The organism is Halovenus anhuiensis (assembly GCF_037080055.1).
Lineage (GTDB): Archaea > Halobacteriota > Halobacteria > Halobacteriales > Haloarculaceae > Halovenus.
Map to the genome: position 1 here is coordinate 144,899 of NZ_JBAOJI010000003.1, position 21,716 is coordinate 166,614.

Annotated in this window: 19 protein-coding genes; 5 read left to right on the top strand and 14 right to left on the bottom strand. The window is 62.7% G+C overall.

Translation table 11 applies throughout. The features are described 5' to 3' along the window. Nucleotides 1-3 precede the first annotated feature (3 nt). The 3 genes from V8P86_RS09505 to V8P86_RS09515 form a co-directional block, all read right to left on the bottom strand. Nucleotides 4-1,290, bottom strand: a complete 1,287-nt coding sequence (locus V8P86_RS09505) for a Glu/Leu/Phe/Val family dehydrogenase (protein ID WP_336327026.1) — start codon at nt 1,288-1,290, stop codon at nt 4-6. A gap of 69 nt (nt 1,291-1,359) precedes the next feature. Then, entirely contained in the window at nt 1,360-2,922 is a 1,563-nt protein-coding gene (locus tag V8P86_RS09510) for a class I adenylate-forming enzyme family protein (protein ID WP_336327027.1), read from the bottom strand. A 65-nt stretch (nt 2,923-2,987) separates the two neighbouring features. Beyond that, entirely contained in the window at nt 2,988-3,965 is a 978-nt protein-coding gene (locus tag V8P86_RS09515; protein ID WP_336327028.1) for an MBL fold metallo-hydrolase, read from the bottom strand. Nucleotides 3,966-4,099: 134 nt separating this feature from the next. Here V8P86_RS09515 and V8P86_RS09520 point away from each other — a divergent pair, with 134 nt between their 5' ends. Beyond that, nucleotides 4,100-4,411: a cupin domain-containing protein gene (locus V8P86_RS09520; protein WP_336327029.1), complete on the top strand. Its 312-nt coding sequence runs from the start codon at nt 4,100-4,102 to the stop codon at nt 4,409-4,411. Nucleotides 4,412-4,423: 12 nt separating this feature from the next. Here V8P86_RS09520 and V8P86_RS09525 read toward each other — a convergent pair whose 3' ends face one another. Continuing rightward, nucleotides 4,424-5,479, bottom strand: coding sequence for a PAS domain S-box protein (locus tag V8P86_RS09525; protein WP_336327030.1), 1,056 nt, complete (start codon nt 5,477-5,479; stop codon nt 4,424-4,426). A gap of 212 nt (nt 5,480-5,691) precedes the next feature. Between V8P86_RS09525 and V8P86_RS09530 the strand changes: the two genes are divergently transcribed. Then, nucleotides 5,692-6,732 (top strand): VOC family protein, encoded by a 1,041-nt coding sequence (locus V8P86_RS09530; RefSeq protein WP_336327031.1) that lies wholly within the window; start codon nt 5,692-5,694, stop codon nt 6,730-6,732. 18 nt (nt 6,733-6,750) lie between these two features. Here V8P86_RS09530 and V8P86_RS09535 read toward each other — a convergent pair whose 3' ends face one another. The 4 genes from V8P86_RS09535 to V8P86_RS09550 are packed head-to-tail and all read right to left on the bottom strand — an operon-like array spanning nt 6,751 to nt 10,225. Beyond that, entirely contained in the window at nt 6,751-7,284 is a 534-nt protein-coding gene (locus V8P86_RS09535; RefSeq protein WP_336327032.1) for a tRNA (cytidine(56)-2'-O)-methyltransferase, read from the bottom strand. 3 nt (nt 7,285-7,287) lie between these two features. Further along, nucleotides 7,288-7,947, bottom strand: coding sequence for a DsbA family protein (locus V8P86_RS09540; RefSeq protein ID WP_336327033.1), 660 nt, complete (start codon nt 7,945-7,947; stop codon nt 7,288-7,290). A gap of 43 nt (nt 7,948-7,990) precedes the next feature. Continuing rightward, entirely contained in the window at nt 7,991-8,434 is a 444-nt protein-coding gene (locus V8P86_RS09545) for a hypothetical protein (RefSeq protein ID WP_336327034.1), read from the bottom strand. 30 nt (nt 8,435-8,464) lie between these two features. Then, on the bottom strand, nt 8,465-10,225 hold the full coding sequence (locus tag V8P86_RS09550; protein ID WP_336327035.1) for a sensor histidine kinase: 1,761 nt from the start codon (nt 10,223-10,225) through the stop codon (nt 8,465-8,467). Nucleotides 10,226-10,332: 107 nt separating this feature from the next. On the opposite strand from V8P86_RS09550, the gene V8P86_RS09555 reads away from it, so the two are divergent. Together V8P86_RS09555 and V8P86_RS09560 are read left to right on the top strand one after the other, a co-directional pair. After that, a complete protein-coding gene (locus tag V8P86_RS09555) occupies nt 10,333-11,049 on the top strand; it encodes an ABC transporter ATP-binding protein (RefSeq protein WP_336327036.1) in 717 nt (238 codons plus the stop codon). Between the two features lie 34 nt (nt 11,050-11,083). Beyond that, nucleotides 11,084-12,490 carry a hypothetical protein gene (locus V8P86_RS09560; protein WP_336327037.1) on the top strand — a complete coding sequence of 469 codons (1,407 nt, stop codon included), beginning with the start codon at nt 11,084-11,086 and terminating at the stop codon, nt 12,488-12,490. Nucleotides 12,491-12,495: 5 nt separating this feature from the next. On the opposite strand, the gene V8P86_RS09565 is transcribed toward V8P86_RS09560, so the two are convergent. The 4 genes from V8P86_RS09565 to mutL all read right to left on the bottom strand — a co-directional run bounded on the left by V8P86_RS09565 (nt 12,496) and on the right by mutL (nt 19,278). Beyond that, nucleotides 12,496-13,716 (bottom strand): lactate racemase domain-containing protein, encoded by a 1,221-nt coding sequence (locus tag V8P86_RS09565; protein ID WP_336327038.1) that lies wholly within the window; start codon nt 13,714-13,716, stop codon nt 12,496-12,498. A gap of 66 nt (nt 13,717-13,782) precedes the next feature. Further along, nucleotides 13,783-14,568 (bottom strand): GTP cyclohydrolase IIa, encoded by a 786-nt coding sequence (locus V8P86_RS09570; RefSeq protein ID WP_336327039.1) that lies wholly within the window; start codon nt 14,566-14,568, stop codon nt 13,783-13,785. A 75-nt stretch (nt 14,569-14,643) separates the two neighbouring features. After that, complete coding sequence (locus tag V8P86_RS09575; protein WP_336327040.1) at nt 14,644-17,094, bottom strand: heavy metal translocating P-type ATPase; 2,451 nt, start codon at nt 17,092-17,094, stop codon at nt 14,644-14,646. Nucleotides 17,095-17,181: 87 nt separating this feature from the next. Further along, nucleotides 17,182-19,278, bottom strand: a complete 2,097-nt coding sequence (gene mutL, locus V8P86_RS09580; protein ID WP_336327041.1) for a DNA mismatch repair endonuclease MutL — start codon at nt 19,276-19,278, stop codon at nt 17,182-17,184. 104 nt (nt 19,279-19,382) lie between these two features. Between mutL and V8P86_RS09585 the strand changes: the two genes are divergently transcribed. Continuing rightward, the gene (locus V8P86_RS09585) at nt 19,383-19,856 is read left to right on the top strand and encodes an FKBP-type peptidyl-prolyl cis-trans isomerase (protein ID WP_336327042.1); all 474 of its coding nucleotides are present in this window, start codon (nt 19,383-19,385) and stop codon (nt 19,854-19,856) included. On the opposite strand, the gene V8P86_RS09590 is transcribed toward V8P86_RS09585, so the two are convergent. Together V8P86_RS09590 and V8P86_RS09595 are read right to left on the bottom strand one after the other, a co-directional pair. After that, nucleotides 19,853-21,079 carry an HD domain-containing protein gene (locus V8P86_RS09590; RefSeq protein WP_336327043.1) on the bottom strand — a complete coding sequence of 409 codons (1,227 nt, stop codon included), beginning with the start codon at nt 21,077-21,079 and terminating at the stop codon, nt 19,853-19,855. The genes V8P86_RS09585 and V8P86_RS09590 overlap by 4 nt on opposite strands. A gap of 31 nt (nt 21,080-21,110) precedes the next feature. Further along, nucleotides 21,111-21,677, bottom strand: a complete 567-nt coding sequence (locus V8P86_RS09595; RefSeq protein WP_336327044.1) for a protein phosphatase — start codon at nt 21,675-21,677, stop codon at nt 21,111-21,113. Between the last annotated feature and the right edge of the window lie 39 nt (nt 21,678-21,716).

Genomic DNA, 21,716 nt, shown 5'->3' on the forward strand with positions numbered 1-21,716 from the left:
TTCTTACTGGTCGGTCCCGCCGGGGATGTTGCTCCGGAACGTTTCGGCTGTCAACACTGCATCGACCGCACGAGAATACGCGGCTTCGCGCCAGGTCCACTCGTTTTGGGTTTCCGTTTTCCGTTCAGCGATCGACTCGAATGCCATTCGCATCTGCTTGCGGAGCTTTTTCTGTACCCGATCTTTGCTCCAGTACTCGTTGCTGGTGTTCTGGACCCACTCGAAATACGAAACTGTCACCCCGCCGGCGTTCGCGAGAATGTCCGGGACGACTGGAACTCCCTGTTCCGACAGATACGCGTCCGCCTTCGGCGTCGTTGGTCCGTTCGCCATCTCGACAATTGCGTCTGCCTGGATCTCCGTCATGTTCGAGCCGTTGATCTGGTCCTCGATCGCGGCCGGAATCAACACGTCGACATCCATCGTCAGCAACTGTTCATTGGATATCTCCTCGGCATCGACGGTGAACAGATCGTGCTCGGTTTCGTATCCGTCGAGTATCTCGTGAATCGGTAGCCCTGACTCGTTGGAGACTCCCCCGGCCGCGTTGCTGATCGCAACCACATTGTATCCGCGTTCGTCGAGAAAGGCCGCAAGATGTGAGCCGACGTTCCCGAAGCCCTGAATGGCCACGTCCGTCTCGGTGCTATCGATTCCCACTCGTTCGGCGAAGGCGTCGAGGATCTCTGCCCCGCCCAGCGAGGTGGCTGAGTCCCGGCCTTCACTCCCGTCGAGTTCGGGCGGCTTGCCCGTGATTGCCCCCGGCGCGTGACGCCCTTCGATTCGCTCGTACTCGTCGCGCATCCAGGCCATGATCTGCGCGTTAGTGTTGACGTCCGGAGCCGGAATGTCGCTGTGTGGGCCGATCGTATCGTGATATTCCCTGACGTAGGCCCGCGAGAGCCGTTCGATCTCGCCAGGAGAGAGGTCGTCGGGGTCGACCTGGACACCACCTTTCGCGCCACCGAACGGAATGTCGACGACAGCGCATTTCAGTGTCATCAAGAAGGCGAGTTCGTCGACCTCATCCTCGTTGACGCCGGGATGGAACCTGATTCCACCCTTGGTCGGGCCGCGCGCGCTGTTGTACTGAATTCGGAAGGACGGAAACACGTCGACAGAGCCGTCGTCCATCCGGACCGGAATATTCGCGTTGATGCGTCGACGCGGCTGCCGCAGGAGTTCGAGATCCTGGTCGGTGAGTTGTGCTACTTCCGAGATCCGATCCAGTTCAACTTCGCAGACCTCACAGACGGTCTCGACTCCCTGCGGTCCGAGATCACTGTCCATGACTACAGTAACAGTCCCACGACACAAGAACGCACCTTACGATTCAGTTACCGCCTCTCGACAGGTAGCCTACTCCTCCTGCTCTCGCAGTTTGTACTTCTGAATCTTGCCGCTTGCCGTCCGCGGGAGTTCCTCGACGAACGCCACCTCGCGGGGATGTTTGTACGGCGCGATCCGGTCGAGGAAATACTCCTGAACACCCTCGGCGGTGATGTCCTCGCCGGGTTCGATCCCTTCACTCGGAACCACGAACGCTTTCGGGACCTCGTTGCGACGGTCGTCCGGAATGGCGACCACCGCCCCCTCTGCGATGTCCTCGTGTTCGGCCAGCAACTCCTCCAGTTCGCTCGGATAGACGTTGTAGCCGGCCGTGTTTATCATGTGTTTCTTGCGGTCGACAATCTCGTAGTAATTGTGCTCGTCTCGTCTGGCGATATCGCCCGTTCTGAAGTATCCACGTTCGGTAAAGGCCGCCTCGGTGGCCTCGGGCATCTCGTGATACCCCTTCATGACCTGCGGGCCACGAACGAGAAGTTCGCCCTCCTCGCCCGGTGAGACTTCTTCGCCGGATTCGTCGACGATTTTGCAGTCGGTCATCCGCATCGGCTGACCGACCGAGCCGTGTTTCGTACCGTAGGTGGAGTTGACCTGCGTGTGCGTCGCGCCGTGAGTCTCTGTCAGCCCATAGCCCTCGTCCATCTCGACGCCGGTTCCCTGCTGAAATCGCTCCTGGATAGCTTCGGGCAGTTTTGCACCACCCTCTGCGGCCATCTCCAGACTCGTCAGGTCGTAGGAGTCGAACTCGTCGTGTTCGACCATATCGACGTACATCGCTGTCACGCCGACGAAGTGGGTGATTCCCTCTTCGTCGATGAGTTCCATCCCCGCCTGGCCCTCCCAGTTGGCCGCGCTGCGCAGATACACGCTCCCACCGCGGAGCAGCGGTTGCCAGGCGGTGTGCGTGAAGCCGGTGATGTGATACAGCGGCAACCAGACCAGACTCTTGACCTCCTCGTCGGGGATGTCGTTGGACTGGCCGAGAATTTGGAACATCTGCGCGCGGAAATTCGCGTGAGTCAACTCGACGCCTTTCGGCTTCCCAGTCGTCCCGGAGGTGTATGGCAGCAGTGCGATGTCGTCGTCTTCCTGTTCGACGAAGGTCGGATCGCCGCGCATCTCCGAGAACATCTCCACGTCGTCGTCGCTGCTGGCGACGGCGACGACCAGCGGATCCCAGTCGATTTCTGCCAGCGCCTCCCGCAGGTGTTCCAGCAGCGCGGTGTGTGTCAGCACGACCGTCGCCTCGGTATCTTCCAGTTGGTAGATCAGTTCGCGCTTGCGGTACTGTGGGTTCACCGGCGAGACGGCGACGCCGGCTTTGAAGGCTCCGAGCGCACCGGTCAGATAGGCCGGGCAGTTCGGGAGATACTGCAGCATCACGTCGCCCGGTTCGATGCCGTGCTCGGCGAGCGCCCCGGCAAAACCCGCGCTCTCCGCGCTCAGTTCGTCGTGTGTCAGTGTCGTGCCATGATACTCTACCGCCAGCGAATCGCCGTGGTGACGGGCCGTCTCCTCGTGTAACTGTGCCGCGTTGCCTGTCCTCGCATCCGCAGAAATCTCACCAATATCCATGTTGCATGCTCCCATGGCGCGTTGTTAAATATTTCCCTGGCCATGGGCGTGTGGCATGGCCGGATTCAACAGCGCTCGAACCGGCGCACGTCGCCGTCCAGCCACGACTGGACCTTCCCGCGGGATTCGAGCGTCGAGAGGACGCCGACGATTTCGGGAAGCACTCGCGCACGCTCGCTCTCGCTGTCGCTCTGGGCGTCGGCGAGTGCCAGTGCGGTCGTCCCCGCGCCGAATCTGTCGAGATCGGTCAGCGTCTGCTCGACTCGGTCGTCGAGATCAGCGATCGACTCCGAAAGCGCAGTCTCGAATTCCGTATGGACAGGGCCGTGGCCCGGATAGACGCGGTCGAACGAGCGCGATTCGAGTCGATCAAATGCCTCATAAAACGCAGTCACGCCGTCCTCGACACCGTCGTCGAAGTTCGCGTGGATCGCTGCCGCGCGGAACGGCTGGACGACCATGTCTCCGGAGAATACGACCTGGTTCTCGCCAATCTCGGTCCCGTAACAGAAGTGCGAGCGCTGGTGGCCGGGCGTGTAAATTGGCTCGAACTCTCGGCCGCCGATCCGCACCGGCGACTCGGCCTCGATCCAGTTGTCGACGGCATCGAGCGGGAGCGCCCCTCTGTTGGTCCGGTGGCCCCACAGCAAGCGCTCGGTTGCTTCGTCGAGTCGCTCGGAAGGGACGCCCGCGGCGCGCAGGTTCCGCCGCGTGTTGGCCTCGACAGTTTCGATATCTCGGTTGAACTCAGCCTGAATGCCGACTGGCGCGAAGACGGTCGGATCTGCTTCGAGGACGGCCTCGACCTGTCCGACGTGGTCGGCGTGGGGATGCGTGAGCAGGAGATGATCGATCTCGTCGACGCTGAATCCGTGAGCATCGAGTCCATCGTGTAACTCCTCGGTTCCCGTCTCGCCGACCATCCCGGCGTCGACGAGAATCGGTTCGTTGCCGTCGATCAGATACGCCGCGGCGTGGCCGGGCGGCCAGTCGACCGTGAAATCGATCCGGTAGACCGCCGGGCCGTCGTCTTCCTCTGACACGCACACTCGTTTGCAGTCCACTCTTGAAAACGCTGGGAAAGCAGGCTACGTTCGTTACCTCGGCTTTCGAGGACCGGTCTACCGACTGCCGACAGGCCAAGTCGTAAAGTATCTCGGCCGAGTAATCGCGACAGATGGACGCGTACGAATCTCTCGACCCCGACGACGGCGAAGTACTGGACACCGAACTGGTCGTCTCTGACGACGTACTCGTCAAAGCCTTTGCCCTCGGCCCGGGAGCAGAACTCGCCGAACACGACCACCCGGAGTCGACGAACGTCTTCCACGTCGTCGAAGGGACGGTCACCGTCATTCAGGACGGCGAACAGCGACGCATCGAGGCACCAGGTGTGGTGCATCACGACCGTGGCGTCTCACACGGCGCACGAAACGTCACGGACGAAAAAGCGGTTCTCACCGCGAGCCTCTGTCCGATGCCGGGGTGACCGACACCAGACTTATAAATCTGGATTCGTCGATTTCAGGCGCTTGAACCGGAGGGTTACCCGGTTGCCAGCCCCGTCTTCGCGGCGGCCGAAACGGAGGTCACCGTTGACCGTGTCGGCGATCCACCGGGCGATCCAGAGGCCGAGACCGTCGTTGTGCCGTAGCGCTTGCTCCTCGCCGCGCTCGATCGTGTCGATGACCCCCTCTGGAATCCGGGCGCACTCGTCGTCAACGTGGATCGCCGAGGTTTCCGAATCCTGCTCGATGACGACGCGAACGGGGCCGGTCCCACTCTCGTGGTGGATCGCAGCGTTCTCCATCAGTTCCATCAACGCAACTTCGACCGATGGCGGGGCGAACGCCACCGCGCGCTCGGGAAACGCTGTCGTCACTGTCGCCCGGGGGTGTTTGATCTCGAATTTCTCGACGACCAGCGATGCGGTCTCAACCAGATCCACCTGACACTCCTCCTCAGCGGGGATATCGAGGTGTTCCTGAGCCTTCCGTGCCTTGTTCGCGAGATTGATCACCTGTTCGCCGACCTCTTCGATAGTCTCTGCGGCGGTTCGGTAACTCGGGTCGTCGATCTCCTGTAACGTCGTCGCGTGGCCGACGACGAGATTCATCTGATTGCGGATGTTGTGCCGCAGTGCTCGTGTCAGAATATTCAGCTTCTGTTCCTGCTGGGTTTTCTGTCGGATGTCCTGGACCTGACAGACGACCTCTTCCGCTTGCGCTGTCTGTTCGACAAGTGATTGCTCCAGTTGTATCGGTAGTTCTGCCCCACGTTTCGAGACGAGACGGCAGACCCATCGGACCGACGTTCGGTTCGGATCTTCCCGGAGCAATTCGAGGCGACGACGGCGCTCGTCGAGATCCTCGCCGTGGTGCAGTTTCGTCGGCTCCTCCCCGACCAACTCATCGCGCTCGTATCCCGTCAACTCCAGTAGCTGACGGTTGACGAAGTCGATCTCGCCGTCACTAACGATATACAGAGGCTCGTCGACCCGGTCGAGCGCCTGTCGGAGGGGCGCGCTGTCGGCTGAGTCGTTCTGGTCGTGAGTCATCTTCTGTTCGGAGTGGGTAGGCGGGACGGGCGACACACACTGCTACAGCTCTGTTTCGATACCGATACGTTTTGGTTTCAATGTATTCGCTACGCACTTAATTGCTGTTCGGTCATTTTTATCTCTTCATGACCCCCGCTGGATGCCGCTGGCTCGGAGCGGTAACACCGGTGTCAGCGCGAACTGAAGTGGGTCCGGTCCTAATTACGAATATGACAGAGACACCGCCGACGCCCGGCATCCACCACGTCACCTGCATCGCGGGTGATCCACAGCAGAACATCGACTTCTGGGTCGAGACGCTCGGACTCAGACTCGTCAAGCGCTCGATCAACCAGGACGACCCCGGAACCTACCACTTCTTCTACGCCGACAGCGAGGGGAATCCGGGAACGGGTATGACCTTCTTCCCGTGGGAGAGCATGAGTGCCGGAAAAGTTGGCTCTGGACAGGTCTCCCGCACCGCTTTCCGCGTCCCAGAGGGAAGCCTCGACTTCTGGGAGAACCGATTCGACGAGTACGGCGTCGACTACGACGACCGCGTCGAGCGATTCGGCAGCGAGGCACGGAGTGCCTCGGATAGCGCGAGCGGCGACGAGCCGCGAGCGGAGACGGTGCTCCCCTTCCGTGACCCCGACGGTCTCCCGGTCGAACTGGTCGAGACGGACATTCCCGAGGACGACCCGACCGATCCGTGGGCCGAGTTCGTTCCCGAGGAGTACGCCATCCGGGGCTTTCACTCGGTGACACTGTGGGTCGCTGACCCATTGCCAACACAGGAGTTGCTAGAGACGATGGGGCTGGAGAAGGTCGGAACCGAACAGGCACAGGGCGACACGCCCGGCGACGAGCGAACGCGCTTCGCCGCGGAGGGGCCAGTCGGCAAGTACGTCGACGTGCTGCCGACAATCGAAGGCAGTCGCCAGGGTCACGGGACGGTCCATCACGTCGCCTTCCAGACACCGACCGACGAGGATCAGGAGGCGATGCGGACCGCCGTCCGAAAGGAGGGGCTGAATCCGAGCGCACAGATCGACCGTCACTGGTTCCGGTCGGTCTACTTCCGAGAGCACGCGGGAATTCTCTTCGAGTTGGCGACGAGTGGCCCGGGCTACGACAGTGACGAATCGCTGGAGGATCTCGGTGGGCGACTCGTCCTCCCGGGTGAATTCGAGGACCGACGGGACGAAATCGAGGCGAATCTCACTCCGGTCGAGATTCCGACCGCCGAGTCACCGGCCGCAGAACAGTAGCGTCGCGCAGCAGTAGACTCACTCTTCGTCGACGCGCTTGCCTGCTTCCTGTGGGACTACGTGGCGGTCGGCGTCCTTCCACTCACGGTCCAGTTCTTCGCCCTCGAACAGGCGATCGAGAAAGACTGCGAGCGAGGCGACTTCGGAGTGCGGTTGATTCGTGACGCCGACGTTGTAATCTGCCTCCTCGTAGACATCCCACGGCACCTTCTCCGCTCCGACCACGACCAGAATTGGCTCGGTTTCGTGGGCGTCTCGTATCTCGTCCTCGACCTCCTGAACGGGGAGGCCGTACATCGTCAGGTGGACGATCGGGCCGTCCCAGTCGTTCAGGTATCCGATTGGGCTGTCGGTCGTCTCGACGGCGAAGGGGCCGCCGAAGCGGTCGGTGATGTCCTCGATGGTCCCACTTCGGCTGGCACCCGCCTTGGCGAGGACAACCCGATCAGCACCGAGCGCGCGCGCGGTCAGCCCGACGTGTGTCGTCATTCGCTCGTCACGGCCGGGGCGGTGACCCAGTCGCAGGACCGCCACAGGGGGAGTGTCCTGCATGACTCACTCCGAGAGTTTGGTGTCGATGGTCTCACGAGCGTCGGCGAGGTCGTCGGTCAGTTCTCCGTCGACGACGAACGCGGGCGTGCCCTGGACTCCGTACTCTTCGGCCCGACTGCGGTCCTCTCGGGCAGCTGCGTCGTGTTCGCGGTCTGCTGCGGCCTGCTGGATCGCGTCCGCGTCGAGGTTCTGCTGGTCTGCGATCTCGCCGAAGATATCGGGTGCCTCCTGCTGGATACGGCCGCCCTCGCTCATCAGGGTCGATTTGTACGACCAGAACTGTTCGTTTCCGTAGAGCCGATACACTTCTCGGACGGCGCTTACGGCCTGCCAGGACGTTTCGTGGAGGAAGGGCAGGTCACGGTGGACGTACCGAATCTGTTCGGAGTCGAGATACTCCGATTCGATCTCGGGGAACTGCTCCGTGTTGTAGTCTTGACAGTGCGGGCAGTTGAAATCCTCGAACACTTCGAGGGTGACCGCCGCGTCCGGGTCGCCGAGCACGGGCGGCCATTCGGGCGGCTCGTCCAGTGTGTCCGGACCGTTTGCGGGGTCGGTTTCGGAGCCGCCGGTACAACCAGCGAGCGCAACCGTTCCCGCGGCGACACTCCCCAGAAAGCGCCGTCTGGAGGGCCATCGGCGATCCGATTGCTCTGTCGTCATATCGCACAATTGTCCGAGCACTGACTTGAGCGTCACGACTCGGCTATCCCGAGAGTTTCTTTCCGTCGAGTTTTTTCTTCTCGCCGCCTGCCGTCTTGATCAACAGCGCGGCCCCGTCGTGGCGCATCTCGACGATGTTGTATATCTCCTCGACATCTCCGACCTTGACGCGAGCATATCCCTCCTCGTCGATTTCGATGAACGTGATCGGTGTCTTCTGACTCCCGAGTGTCACCGCTTTGTCGGCGATTTCGACCTGTTTCTGTTTGGTCTTTCCCCACCGGAACACGCACCGATACTGCGTTCTGGAACTGTCGGCCCGGTCGTGGTCGATGCGTTTGCGGGTGTCGAAATCGAACCCACAGTGGGTGACCCACTTTTTGAAGTGGGTGTCGTCGAAGCGCTTCATGGGCTTGCCGCTGTCGGTCGTCCGCGTCCAGAGCATGTGGGCCTTCGACGGCCGTCCCCGAAAGCTCCCGATTTTCACAGTTCTCTGTGGGCGATGCTCCGATAAAAATCATACTGATGGCTTCCCCCCAACCAGCAATCGAATCGTTACTCGGGTGCCGCTGTCGGTCGATTCGATGTTGACCGTTCCGTTCGAGTGATCGACGATCCATCGAACCAGCCACAGGCCGATTCCGCTGCCGTGTTCGAGTTTGGTCTCGCTATCGGCAGTCAACACGTCGATTTCCTGCTCCGGAATCCCCGGTCCATCGTCCGTGACCGTCAGTTCGACGTAATCACCGTCACGTCGTGCATCGACTTCGATCACCGGCGCGTGCGTCGGGTGGTGTTCGCAGGCGTTCTCGACGATATTTTCGATCGCCACTGGCAACGCGCCGTGTGCTCGAACTCGCGGTAGATCACCGACATCGACCCGTACAGACGCCTCAGGGTACTCTACAGTCGCATCTTCGATGGCAGTCTCGACGACCGACCGAAGCCGGAACTGTAACGAGGAATCGGGGCGCTCGATGATTCGTTCGAGATGGCGTGCCTTCTCGCTGAGGTCGATCATGTGGTCTGCTCGCTCGATGATCGCCTCGACGGACTCACAGTCCTCGCCGTCGCAGTCGAGTTGATCGGCCTCGCCTCTGATGATATTGAGATCGTTCCGGAGATTGTGCCGGAGCACTCGGGCGAATACCTGCTTGATGAGGTCGAGTTCCTCCTCTCGTCGCCGTGACGGCGTCACGTCTCGGACGACGAACAACCGGCCGACCGTGCTATCCTCGGCCGGGCCCGCCCGGTAGCCGGTCGCGTATTCGATCGCCGAGACGTTGAGATCGTAATACCGCGTTTCTCCGTCTCTGGTCAACGAGAGGTCCGTCTCGCTCGAGTCGCGCCCGCCACCATGGGTGACATCCCGATCTGAGTCGGTTCGTTGACACGGTGCTGTACTCTCTGCCAGTCTCGTGGCGAACTCGGGGAAGTTGTCGAAGGTTTTCTCTACGTGGTTGCCGATGTCGTATGTTCCGTCGACAAGTTCGGTGGCCGCTCGGTTCATGTCGATGACGCGGTTCTCGGCATCGAGCGCGATGACGATGTCGTCCATGCTCCCCATCAGCGTCTCCCGCGCAATCGGGACCGTCTGGAGAAACTCCACCCGAATGATCGCCCACAGCAGCGCGAGACTTCCGGCAGCGAGTCCGACCGTGGCGAGATTGAACGCCGGATGGATCACGACCGCCGATTCGAGCACGAAGAAGACGATTCCAAGACTGATCCCGATGATCAGTGCGCCCGTCTGCCATCTGTAGAGCCGGTCCCGAAGATACCGGACGACGAGCAATTCGACGCCGGCGACGGCTAATCCGATCGAAAAAAGCAGATGGACGATAACCAGCGGCCCCGTCTGGGCGGTTACCACACGACCGTCAGGACTGAGCACGAGCTCCGAAAAGACGGCCTGATGAATCGGATTACTCAGAATGACAGCGGCGTCGATGATGACGAATCCAATGAGGCCAATGACAACGAGCGGATGCTGGAATTCTGTCCGGTCGGTGTACTCGACGCCGGTGTAAAAGGCTCCCGCTGCGATCGTTGCGCCGAGTGGCCACCGGAGATAATAGAGGAACTCCGTGAGTATCGGGACTCCAAGCAGGGTCGCGATGCCCGCAGAGGCAGAGTACACCGCCGCCGTGAGGGTCATGATGAACACCGGGAGCGCTGCTGGTCGGGACCGGTAGCGCCACAGCGCAGCGGCGACGGTGGCCGGGACTGTCGCAAAGGCGAGTTCGAGCACGGACGCTGCGACAGTCACCTCCGTCATATTCAACTGAAAGATCATCGCTGAGAAACTTCAGCGTTCGGACGATTCTCACGGCGCGTCCGCGCGCAGGACCGGGATTTAATTCGGTCCGTTCCGATACCCGTGGTATGGCTGCAATCGAGGTCGCGGGGTTGCGCAAGGAGTACGGCGACGTGGTGGCGTTGGATGGACTCGACCTCACCGTCGAGAGCGGAGAGCTCTACGGGCTACTCGGCCCGAACGGGTCAGGCAAGACGACCACGATCGAAATTCTGACCGGCCAGCGGACGCCCACCGAGGGGACAGTCAGCGTCCTCGGTACCGATCCCGTCGCCGATCCGATCGACGTCCGCCGTTCGATCGGCATTCTCCCCGAGCGCGAGGATCCGCCGAGCTTTCTCACCCCGCGGGAGTATCTCGAATTCGTCGGCGACGTGCGCTCGCTGTCGAACGTCGACGACAGAATCGAGATGTGGGCCGACACCTTCGATTTCCGCGGGATTCTCGACACGCTGAACTCTGACCTCTCGGAGGGCGAACGCCAGCGCGTGATGCTCGCGCAGGTGTTCATCCACGAGCCGGATCTTGCCTTCATCGACGAACCGCTGGTCAATCTCGATCCGCTGATGCAGGCCGAGGTGAAACGAGAGCTTCGCCGCTACTGCGAGGACGGCAACACGCTCTTTCTCTCGACGCATTTCGTCGAAGTCGCCGAGCAACTCTGCACGGAAGTCGGCATCATCGCGGACGGCCGGCTCCGCACCCAGCGCGCTCCCGAAACCATGGACGATGGGCTGCTCAGCACCTACGAGTCGGAAGTGACCGAGGAGGTGCCCACGCCGTGAGCCGAACCGTCGGCGAACGAGGGGTGACTGCGAGATGACCCGAACGAGCCGGCTGTTCTCCCGGATGCTGCTCGAAGAGTACCGCCTCCACGCGGAGTTGTTCGGCCGGGATCGATTTCTCGTCTTCCCGGTCGTGACCGCACTGCTCGCCGGCGGCGGACTCTATCTGTTCTCGCTGACGGGGAGTTCGATCGAAACCATCATCGCCGGCCTGCACGCGCTGGTCTTCTTCTTCGGGCTGCAGGTCGGCACTATCGGGCTGGTCGGCCGGGATGCCCTCCGGGACGTGCTCGGCGACGTGACGCTTCTGGTCTTCTCGGCCCGAACGCTGCCCGTCTCGCGCCGGCGGCTGCTCGCCGTGTTTATCTGGAAAGACATCGTCTACTATCTGGTCTTCTTCCTAACGCCGGTCGTCGTCGGCTTCGTCCCTGTCGGACTCACGGGCGGGCTCTCGGTTCCGACCGTCGGGCTGCTCTGGGTGACCGTCGCCGCCACGTTCGCGCTGGGAACCGGCGGGAGTCTTGCGCTCGCGGGGATCGGTACCCGAAGCAAACTCGGCCTCGTCGCCGTCGTCGCAGCAGCCGTGGCCGGCATCGTCCTCGACCCGACGACCATGGTGGGGCTGACGCCCTACGCAGTCTTCGTCGACCCCGGTCTCGACACTGCCGCGGGGAGTCTGGTCGTCCTCGCCGTCGTCATCGTTGCCGGCCCATTAGTGTTCCAGCCCTCGTCTGCCCGGTCGCTTCGCCGGACCGACCCGGATCGGTTCCGCCGTCTGCGCTCGCTGACCGACGTTCACACCGCTCGCTCGCTGCTCGAAGTGAGTCGATCCAGCGGCTCTATCTGGAAGGTGGGTGTCTCGCTGGGCGTGCTGTTCGGGGTTGCATTCCTGTTGCTCGACCGCCTCGCTGTCGCGACAGCGCTCGACCCCTCCGGCGGAATCGCCTTCGGGACGCTGCTCGGACTGGGCACGTTCACCACCTACAACTGGGTGACACAGGTCGACGATCCCGACGAGTACCTCCGCTATCCTGACGGACTGACGGCCGTCTTCCGGGGCAAACTCGCCGCATTCTACATCTGTTCGCTTCCGTTCGCGCTCGGCTTTCTCGCCCTCGGCGCGCTCCGCTACCCGCCGACGGATCTGCTGGTCGGCGTCGCCGTCTTCCCGCTGGTCGCGCTGTACGTCTTCGGGTTGACGGCGTACCTGACGGGCTTTTCGGCCAACGAACTGCTCTTCGATACCGCACTCTTTGCGGTCTACGGGGCTGGGCTGGCGCTGGTCTCGGTCCCGCTTCTGGTGGCGGCGCTGGCCTACGGCACGGCGCCGCTGCAGTCGACTGCGGTAGCGCTCGGCGTCGCCGTCGTCGCCGCCGCTTTCGGTGCTGTTCTCGCCACCCGAACGCCCGGGCGCTGGCACGACCGCCTCCGCTCCGAGTAGGCTGCTCAGACGAGCAGCGTGTTCAGCGCGTCCGGGACGACCAGCACGTCGCTGTCGGGGTCGATTGCTTCTGCGACGCGGTCGCTTGCAGACAGCAGACAGTCTTCGACCAGATCCGGACACCCGCTGTTCGTGACCCACACGTCGTGCTCACGCAACGCCCGCGCCAACACGAAGGCCCGCTGTGTCCCCGGTTCGTAGCCCGAACGGAGGTCGTCGTACAGTGCCGTTGCACTCTCCGCCGCCGAGAGTTTGTCGTAAAAGCGCTGCTCGCCGCGGCCCTCGCCGGCTCCCTCGGGCAATCGCGCCGGAAGCACGACCCGCCCACCGTCTCGGAGCGGGTTATTCGCACCGAGGACGACGTAGGTGGCCGCGCGACTCGCCTGATAGAGATTCGCGTCTTTGGGTGCGCCGATGCCCGCGACGACAGCGTCGTACTCCTCGGATATCTCGACGGACAGCGCTTCCCTCGCCGTTGCCGCGAGTGATTCGACAACGTTCCGTGGCTCCCCGGCCGCGACACCCGTGATTCCCGCGGGGCCGTGGGTGACGTTCAGACAGAAATCTACACCGAGCGCGTCGCCGGCGTCGTCGACGAACGCCCGGAATGGATTGTGGTCGATTCGACCAAGTCGCACGCCGTCGCGGGCGAGCATCTCCGGGCCGTGGCTGTATCTGATCTGTGCCTCCCCGCCCGCGCCGATCACCGCGGTCTTCGCCCCGCCGGAGAAGCCCGCGTACTGGTGGGGTTCGACCATCCCCGTCGAGCAGACGAGATCTGCCTCTGCGACCGGTTCGAATATCTCGATCGGACAGTCCTCGACTGTCCCCACAGTTCGAGTTCGATCCGGATCGTGGTTGACCGTCAGATCGGCGTGCTCACCCAGCGCCGCCTCGATTTCCTCGTCGGTCATCGGCCGGTGGAGTCCGAGTCCGATCACGACTGTCACCTGCTCGCGGTCGACTCCTCCCCGGTCGAGTTCCGCCAGCAGCACGTCGAGCAGGATATCGTCGGGCGTCGCGCGGGTCACGTCGGTAACGACGATTGCGACCTGATCGTCGGGAGTGACGCGCTCCGCCAGCGGTCGCCCGAGTGGATCGGCCATTTCCCCGCGAGCCTGCGCCCCGACATCGATTTCGTCACCGCCCTCGGGCACTGCTGTCGTCACTGCACACGAAGGTAATTCGATAGATATCGTCTCCCGACCCAGCGGTACGTCGACCATGAAACATTCTGGACTCGGGACGATCAAAACGGTTCGGATGGATTGCAGCCGCCGACGAAAACAGCGTCAGTCAGTCGCGACTTTCGTCGTTATCTGGTGGACGCGGTGGCCGTTCTCTCGACATTCTTCGAGTGCGAGTTTGGCGCGGTAGCCGGCGTCGTGGGCGGTCAGGCCGCGGCCGACGCCAACCTGCATCTCGATGTCGGCCCGTTTGCGGACGGCATCGCGTGCGTCGTCGAAGACATCTTCTGAGAGTCGCGGACAGACTGCAATGATGTTGTCCCCGCCGACGAAGCGGGCGATGCTGTCGTGTTCGCTCTGCATGTACTCGGCGAGTTCGAGCGTGGCGCGGCGGACATCAAGCGTCGTCCGTGCGGCGTTGACGCTGTCGGTGTAGGTCCCGGTCACGTCGACGATATCGAAGTGAGCGATGGTCACCTCTCCCTCGGCGGGGTCGACAGTTCCGTCGGTCGCCAGAATCTCCGTTCTGTTCGGGTCCTGTGCGCTGCCGGCGTCCTGTAGCACTTCGGTCGCTTTCCCGAGCGCTTCGAGCGGCGTCGACGCGGCCCCGATGCCGATACTCGCGGTGATCGGATACTGGTTGCGGACGTGTTCCTGGAACCGTTCGTGCGTCCGGCGGTCGATGCCGTTGGTCACGCCGATGATGTTGTCGAACCGGTCGAAAAACGCATAGCCGTCTTCCCGGCCCACGAAATCCGCAAAATCAGCGTAGAGGTGGGCCTGCAAGGACTGCAGATCAGTCTCCCGCCGTGGCGACGGCGTCACCGTCCACGGACCGTAATTGTCCAGCTGAACGAGCGAAAGCTGGACCGTCTCGTTTGTTCTCGTCACAACCCAGTCTTAGGCTTGGCGCATATAAAGCAACAGGAATTCCATCTGTGATTTCCGTCTCAAAAACGTGATGAACTACTCGATCAGTGGTCTCGTCGCGTTCAGGCTGACCGCACAGACGGTCAGGACGGCAGTGCCCATCACGAACAGCGGGTTCAACAGCCCCGCGATTCCCAGCGGGATGGTCACGGCGTTGAACAGCAACCCGAGCACGGTATTCTGGCGCAACCGCTTACGCGCACCCGCCGCGAGGTCGAACGCCGTCTCGACACTCGACAGATCATCCCCCAGTGCGGTGATGTCCGCGGCCTCGGAGGCCAATGCCGTCCCACCACCTAGTGAGATGCCGAGGTCGGCCGCGGCCAGCGCGGGGCCGTCGTTCGTTCCATCACCGACCATCGTGACGTGGTCCTCCTGCTGGAGTCGACGGATCGTCGCCGTCTTGCCCGTGGGCGGGACGCCAGCGAAGACGTGTTCGACCGCGGGATGGTCGCCGAAGAGACTTGCCGCCGCGGCGTCGTCACCGGTCAGGACGACGGTCCGGATATCCCGGTCGGCGAGTCGTTCGAGAATGTGCTCCCACTGCTCGCGGGGGTCGTCCCCGAGCACGACGACCCCTTCCGCTCGCCCCTCCCGACCGATCACGACCGGGAGGTTACCGGCCTCGCGGTGGGCGATGGCCTGGTTTTCGATCTCTTCCGAGACTGCCCACTCGCGCTCTGCGAACAGTGCCAGATTGCCGACTAACAGCCGTTCGCCCCCGACCGTCCCCTCGATACCCGTATCGTAGCTTTGCACGTCCGTGACGCGGTTTGTCGAGGGCTCCGCTGTCGATTCACCGCTCTCTCGTCGGCTGGTTCCGCCATCCGGTCGCTTCTCCGTGCCAAACTCGACGGACGAACTGATCGCCTTGCCAGCCGGATGGGCGGCGTGCTGTTCGAGTTCGGCGGCCTTCGCCAGCGCGTCGTCGGCCACGTCGGTCGCTAGCATGTTCATCTCGCCCGTCGTCAGCGTCCCGGTCTTGTCGAAGACGACGGTGTCGGTCTCGCGCAATCGCTCGAAGACAGTCTCGTCGAAGACGATGATCCCGTGGCTGATGGCAGCCTCGATACTCCGGGCGACCGACAACGGCGTCGAGAGACCCAGCCCCCACGGATTGGCGATGAAAAGCACGCCCAGCACGGCGAGGATGGCACCGATGACGCTGCGATTCAACCAAAATCCGACGACGCCGACGGCGACTGCGAGGACGAGCAACACCGGAATTACCCGCGCGGCGAGTCGGTCGCTCCAGCGCTGGATCCCGTGTGTCGAACTTTGCAGATCCCAGACGGAGGTCGTCAGCGCATCGAGGCTGCTCGTCGGTGGATCGCCGACCTGGATCGTCGCGCCGTCGTCGGTGACGATCGAACCGCCGATCAGTCGGTCGCCGGCCTCCTTCCGAACTGGGAGGGATTCGCCGGTGACGACCGCCTCGTCGACCGTACAGGTGTCGGATTCGAGGATGCCGTCGACGGGGACGCGGTCGCCTTCGCGGACAAGCAGGCGGTCGTTCGGTTCCAGGTCGGAGATATCCACCTCGGTCGTTGTCCCGTCGTCCTCGTAGCGATTAGCTTCGGTCACTTGCGAGACAGTCAACTCCGTCAGGAGATTGACGGCGCGCTGTTTGGTCAGTGACTCGTAGTAGATGATCGCGACGACGACGGCAGAGATCAGGATGGTCAGATCGAAGTAGATATTGAGGTTGCTCGTGAGGAAGGCAATCGTGCCGTAGACGTACGCGCTGGTGATCGTAATCGCAACCAGCAGGTCGAGGTTCGGTTGGCGCATGACGATACTCACGTATGCGCCCCGGAGCAGCGGCAAGCCAGTGAAGAAGAGGACGACGCCGGTGATGATCATGAAAATCGGCAGGACCATCAGCGCGTCACCGGGGCCTGCCCCGCCCGAAAAGAAGGCGAGGTCGCCGGTTCCGAGCAGTTCGATGAGGTGGACCGGATAGACGACGGTCACGTACGGGAGCATCATGAATATCCCGAAGAGCACCCCCGCCGCGTACCGAAAGCCGAGCATGTCGTCCATCTGGCGGTCGTCCCAGCGCCGGTTGTGTTGATCGGCGACGGTCACCAGATCATCCCGGGGCACGACGCTGTAGCCGACCGTCGTCAGTTCGTCTTCGAGTTCTTCGATGCTGATGCGTTCTGGTTCGTACTCGATTCTGATCGTCTCAGTCACGTAACTTGCGGCAGCATCGCGTACCCCGTCGCAGTTGGTCGCCCGCCGTTCGAGAAAGGCCTCGCAGGTCGCACAGTGCATCCCGTCGATGTGGAGATACACCTGTTCGGTCGCTGAGTCGTCTCCGTCTGTACTCCGGTCGGTCGCCTGAGCGTCCGCTGGCCCTGAATCAGCCGTACCGAGGGTCTGATCGACCTGTCGACAGCCCGGCGAGCAATACGGCTGGTCGTCTCCCGCTGGCGAGTCAACCGGCTCGTTACAGAGCCGACAGCGTGCTGGATCGTCGCTCATGTCTGTCCCGCTTGCCACAGTCGGATCCGTCCCGATGGTTGGTAGTTGATAGCACGGACAAATAAATTGTCGGCGTCCCGTCTCTATTCACTCGTGTCCGGGATAATCCCGCTCGAAGCGCGCTTCGAGTTCGTCGGTGTCGAACTCGACGATCACCGGCCGACCGTGCGGGCAGGCGTAGGGATTGGTACAGTCGTCCAGCGAAGAGAGCAGGTCTACCATCGAGCCATCGGTCAACGAGGTGTTGCCGGTGATCGAGGGATAGCAGGCCAGATCTGCGATAAGTTCCTCAGCCGCGGCCTCGACGGTCGCCGCCGCGGCCGCGTCGCCGCCGACGAGGTCGTCGAGCACGTCCCGGATCAGTTCCGGATCGGCCGACTCGGCCACCAGCGAGGGGACGGTCGTCACCTCCACAGTTCGGTCGTCGACCAGCGAGGCTCGAAAGCCGAGCGACGCTAGCGCGTCCTCGTGGGAGGCGAACAACTCCGCTTCCCTCGCGGTGAGTTCGACCGCAACGGGTTCGGCCAGCGCCTGCGTGGTCACCTCGCCGGTCAGTGACTCCCGGAGGCGTTCGTAGTTGATCCGCTCGTCGGCAGCGTGCTGGTCGATCAACACCATTCCCTCGGCCGTCTCCGCGACGATGTAGGTGTCTCGGAGTTGACCCAGGACGCGCATCGAGGGCAGCAAGTCGAACTCCTTTTCGGGAGACTCCGAGTCGGCACCGAGTCGGGCCTGTTCGTCCCCGCCGCTGAACTTCCGCGACGATGACCCGGGAGTTCGGTCGCGTGTCGTCGCTTCGCTCTCGGAAGTTGTCTCTCCGTCCGTCGAACTCGCCGCTTCACGTCCGGAACTCGACTCACTCGCTCGTTGGGTATTGGTTTCTGCACTCTCGGTGTGAGTGGCTGTTCCCGGCACTGTCGGTCGCTCGGCCTCAGTCGAAGTCTCGCCTCGCCGTACTCGTTCGGATCCACCGCCTGTGGATGCCGCCGTACTGTCGGCTGTGTTGGACCGCTCCGGATCGCTCGATTCGGGCCCATCGACCGATTTCTCGTCAATTCCGTCCGATTCTGCCGTCCGGCCGTCCAGACTCGCCTGTTTCCGGTCGGTAGATTCCGGCGCGACTGCCGTTTCGTCGGGAGCAGATTTCCCCCGCGGGGCCGAACTGCGGAGCAGCCCTTCCCGAAGGAGGGCAGATTCGACGGCCGATTCGATCTGTTCGCTGACGGCCTCCTCCGCGGCGAATCGGATGTCGAGTTTCCGCGGGTGGACGTTCACGTCGACGCTGGCCGGATCGAGTTCGAGGAAGACGACCGCGAAGGGGTACCGATCCGGGCCGAGTTGCGAGCCGTAGGCCTCGAAGACGGCGTCTCGGACGGTGTTGGCGGTCACGTACCGGCCGTTGACAAAGGTCGAACAGTAGTCCCGGCTCGCGCGGTTGGTTTCGGGATGGCTGACCAACCCTGAGATGCCGTCGAGCGGGCCGTCCCCCTCTGTATCGGCGTCGTTGATTTCGATCATCGCCTCGGCGACTTCCCGGCCGTAGACCGATAGAACGGTCTCCTGCAGGTCGCCGGTGCCGTTGGTGGCGAAGGTTTCCCGGCCGTTGTGTTCGAGCGTCACAGCCACGTCCGGATTGGCCAGCGCGTAGTTCGTCACGATCCGGTTGACGTGATCGAACTCCGTGGACTCCTGTTTGAGATACTTCCGCCGGGCGGGCACGTTGTAGAACAGATCGTCGAGTTCGACCGTCGTTCCCTCGGGACACCCAGCCGGCGAGACGTTCGTAATCTCGCCGCCCTCGACGGTGAGTTCGGTCCCCTGGGACCCGCCGCGGGGCCGTGAAGTGATCGTCATCCGCGAGACGGCCCCGATGGCGTGCAGGGCCTCGCCCCGGAAGCCGAGCGTTCCCACGCCGGATTCGAGATCGTCGATATCGCCGATTTTGCTCGTCGTATGTTCCTGTACTGCTTGCCGGAGTGCCGACTCCGACATTCCGATCCCGTCGTCGCTCACCCGGATCGATTCCGTGCCACCCGCCTCGACGGCGACGGTCACCCGTGAGGCGTCGGCATCGATGGCGTTTTCGATCAGTTCCTTGACCGCGGAGGCCGGGCGCTCGACGACCTCGCCGGCCGCGATTCGCTCGACCGTTCGGGAATCGAGTTCGGTGATCTGCTGGCTCATCGGCTGGTTAGCGTCGATTGGTGGGGAACTGACTTCAGACTGCCGGCTGGCTCTCATCGCTGCGAACAGTCGGCCTTTTCACCGTGGACGGCTGAGATACTGACATGACAATTTCGGACGGAGACGACGTGATCATCGAGTACGTCGGCCGACTCGAAGACGGAACATTGTTCGACACTTCGGATCGCGGCCTCGCCGAGGAGACAGGCCTCGCGTCGGAACACCCCGACCGTGCGTACGAACCGCTGACGGTCAACGTCGGTGAGGGTACCGTCATCGAAGGTCTCGAAGAGGCGCTTCGGGGCCTGGAGGAAGGCGACTCGACCGCCGTCCGAATCCCGCCGGAGAAAGCCTACGGGCCGTACAAAGACTCCCGTGTCGCCGAGTACGACCGCGATGCCTTCGAGGACATGATGGGCGATCGCACCCTCGAAATCGGCTTCGAGGTCGAAGCCAAAGACTCCGGGCTCCCGGGGCAGGTGACCGAGATCAAAGACGACTTCGTCGTGGTCGATTTCAACCACGAACTCGCGGGCGAGACCCTCGAATTCGAGATCGAAGTCATCGACGTGTCCTAACTGTCGAACTCGTCGAGTCGGGCGTTGATCCCCGTCCGCACGTCTCGGATGCGGGTCCCGTCGAGATCCAGTCCCAACCTTCGAACGGCGGCCGTTCCGACACGTTCGCTCGACTCTGGCGGCGCGTAGACACCCATCCGCCACTGGTCGCGCTGGGCCTGTTCGAGTGCCGTCACCAGTGTGGACTGCTCGGCGAGAGTTCGAACCTCACCGTTGACGAGCACGCGCGAGGAGGACTCTTTCATCGTCGGCTTTGCCGGTACGTCGAGAACCACGTCCGCCCGGTCGACGTTCGCTTCGTCGGCAATCTCGCGCTCGAAGGCACGAATCTCCTCGTGATCCGCGCTGAGCAGGTCTCCGGGGACCGAATCGAGTTCGGTCCACAGCGCCCGCTTGAACAACTCCCGGCGATCCAGTCGTCTGACGATCCGCTCCGTCTCGGAACACGCTCTGAGTGTCGAGATGAGATCGTAATCGTCCATCCGCCGGAGTCGTTCGGCGTCGGTCACGTCAGTTTCGAGCACGCGCTCGACGCCGCGGCGCAACATTGCCTTGGCGATGCGGGCGACGTGGTGTTTGTAGACGGTCGGGTTCATCAGCGCCCGAGCAAGGAGGAGACTCTCGGCGCTCTGGACGTTGTTCTCGTCGAGGACGAGGTCGCCGTCGACGAGGCGTAACTCCCGGATGAGTCGCTCGTGATCGATCGTACCGTAGGGAACGCCAGTGTGGTGGGCGTCCCGGACGAGGTAATCCATCCGGTCGACATCGAGTTCGCCGGAGACGAGTTGGCCGAGTTCACCCTCTCCGGAGATCAGATCGGCGATACGGTCGGGATTCAGGCCGTGTTCTGTGAGCGTCTGCGCGACGGGGCCGGATTCGATCAGGTCGTGGACCTCGTCGTGGTACTTGCCGGTGTGGCGATAGAGCACCCCCTCGATGTTGTGGCTGTACGGACAGTGTCCGATATCGTGAAGCAGGGCCGCGCTACGGACGCGTTCGGCCTGTTTGCCCTCGATACCGAGGTGATCGAGCGCGCGGTCGGCCAGATGATAGACGCCGAGGCTGTGTTCGAAGCGAGTGTGATTCGCGGAGGGGTAGACCAGATCGACCGTCCCGAGTTGGCCGATTCGTCGGAGTCGCTGGACTGGCGGCGTATCCAGCAACTCCTCGGCCACGCCGTGAATCTCGATGTGATCGTGGACACTGTCCTTGATCGTCGCCATACCCGGACTACTTCCCCCTTGGTGAAAAGGCTCAGTACTTTTCGCGGGGCTGTCGGACCGCTTCGAGAACCTCGTACAGATCATCTTCGGTCGCGTCCCCGTTTCTGATCACGTTCCTCGGATCGCGGCCGTACTCCTCGACGATTCGGACTGCCCGGTCCGGCCGGTACCCGCGGTCATAGGCGAGCCACGCCGACAAGACCTGCCCCGTCCGGCAGAGCCCCGTGAGTCCGTGGACGACAGTCGCCTCGTCTGCTGCTTTGCCCGCTTCGAGGAAGGGAAGAATCTCCCCGTTCAGTTGCTCGGGTTCGGCGAGTCTGTTCGTCGGAATTGATGCGTGTAACGTTCGGTCGGGGCCGAACTCCTCACGATAGACGCCAACGTTCGCCCGCTCTGCTTCGTTTTCGCTGGCCGCGAGCAGACAACAGACGCGCTCGATTCCCGCCGACTGCACATCTTCGACCCACTCGTAGATGCAGGTTTCGTGGTCCGCCGCGGCGTGCCACCCCGGCGCACACGAACCGTAGACATACTCTTCGCCTGGTGCCGCGGGACCAAGTCGATGGGCGTCCTGAAGGAGGGCTTGTGTATTCCCCATCGTTGGACACCTAGTAGTGCGCTCACTTCAGTCTGTGTG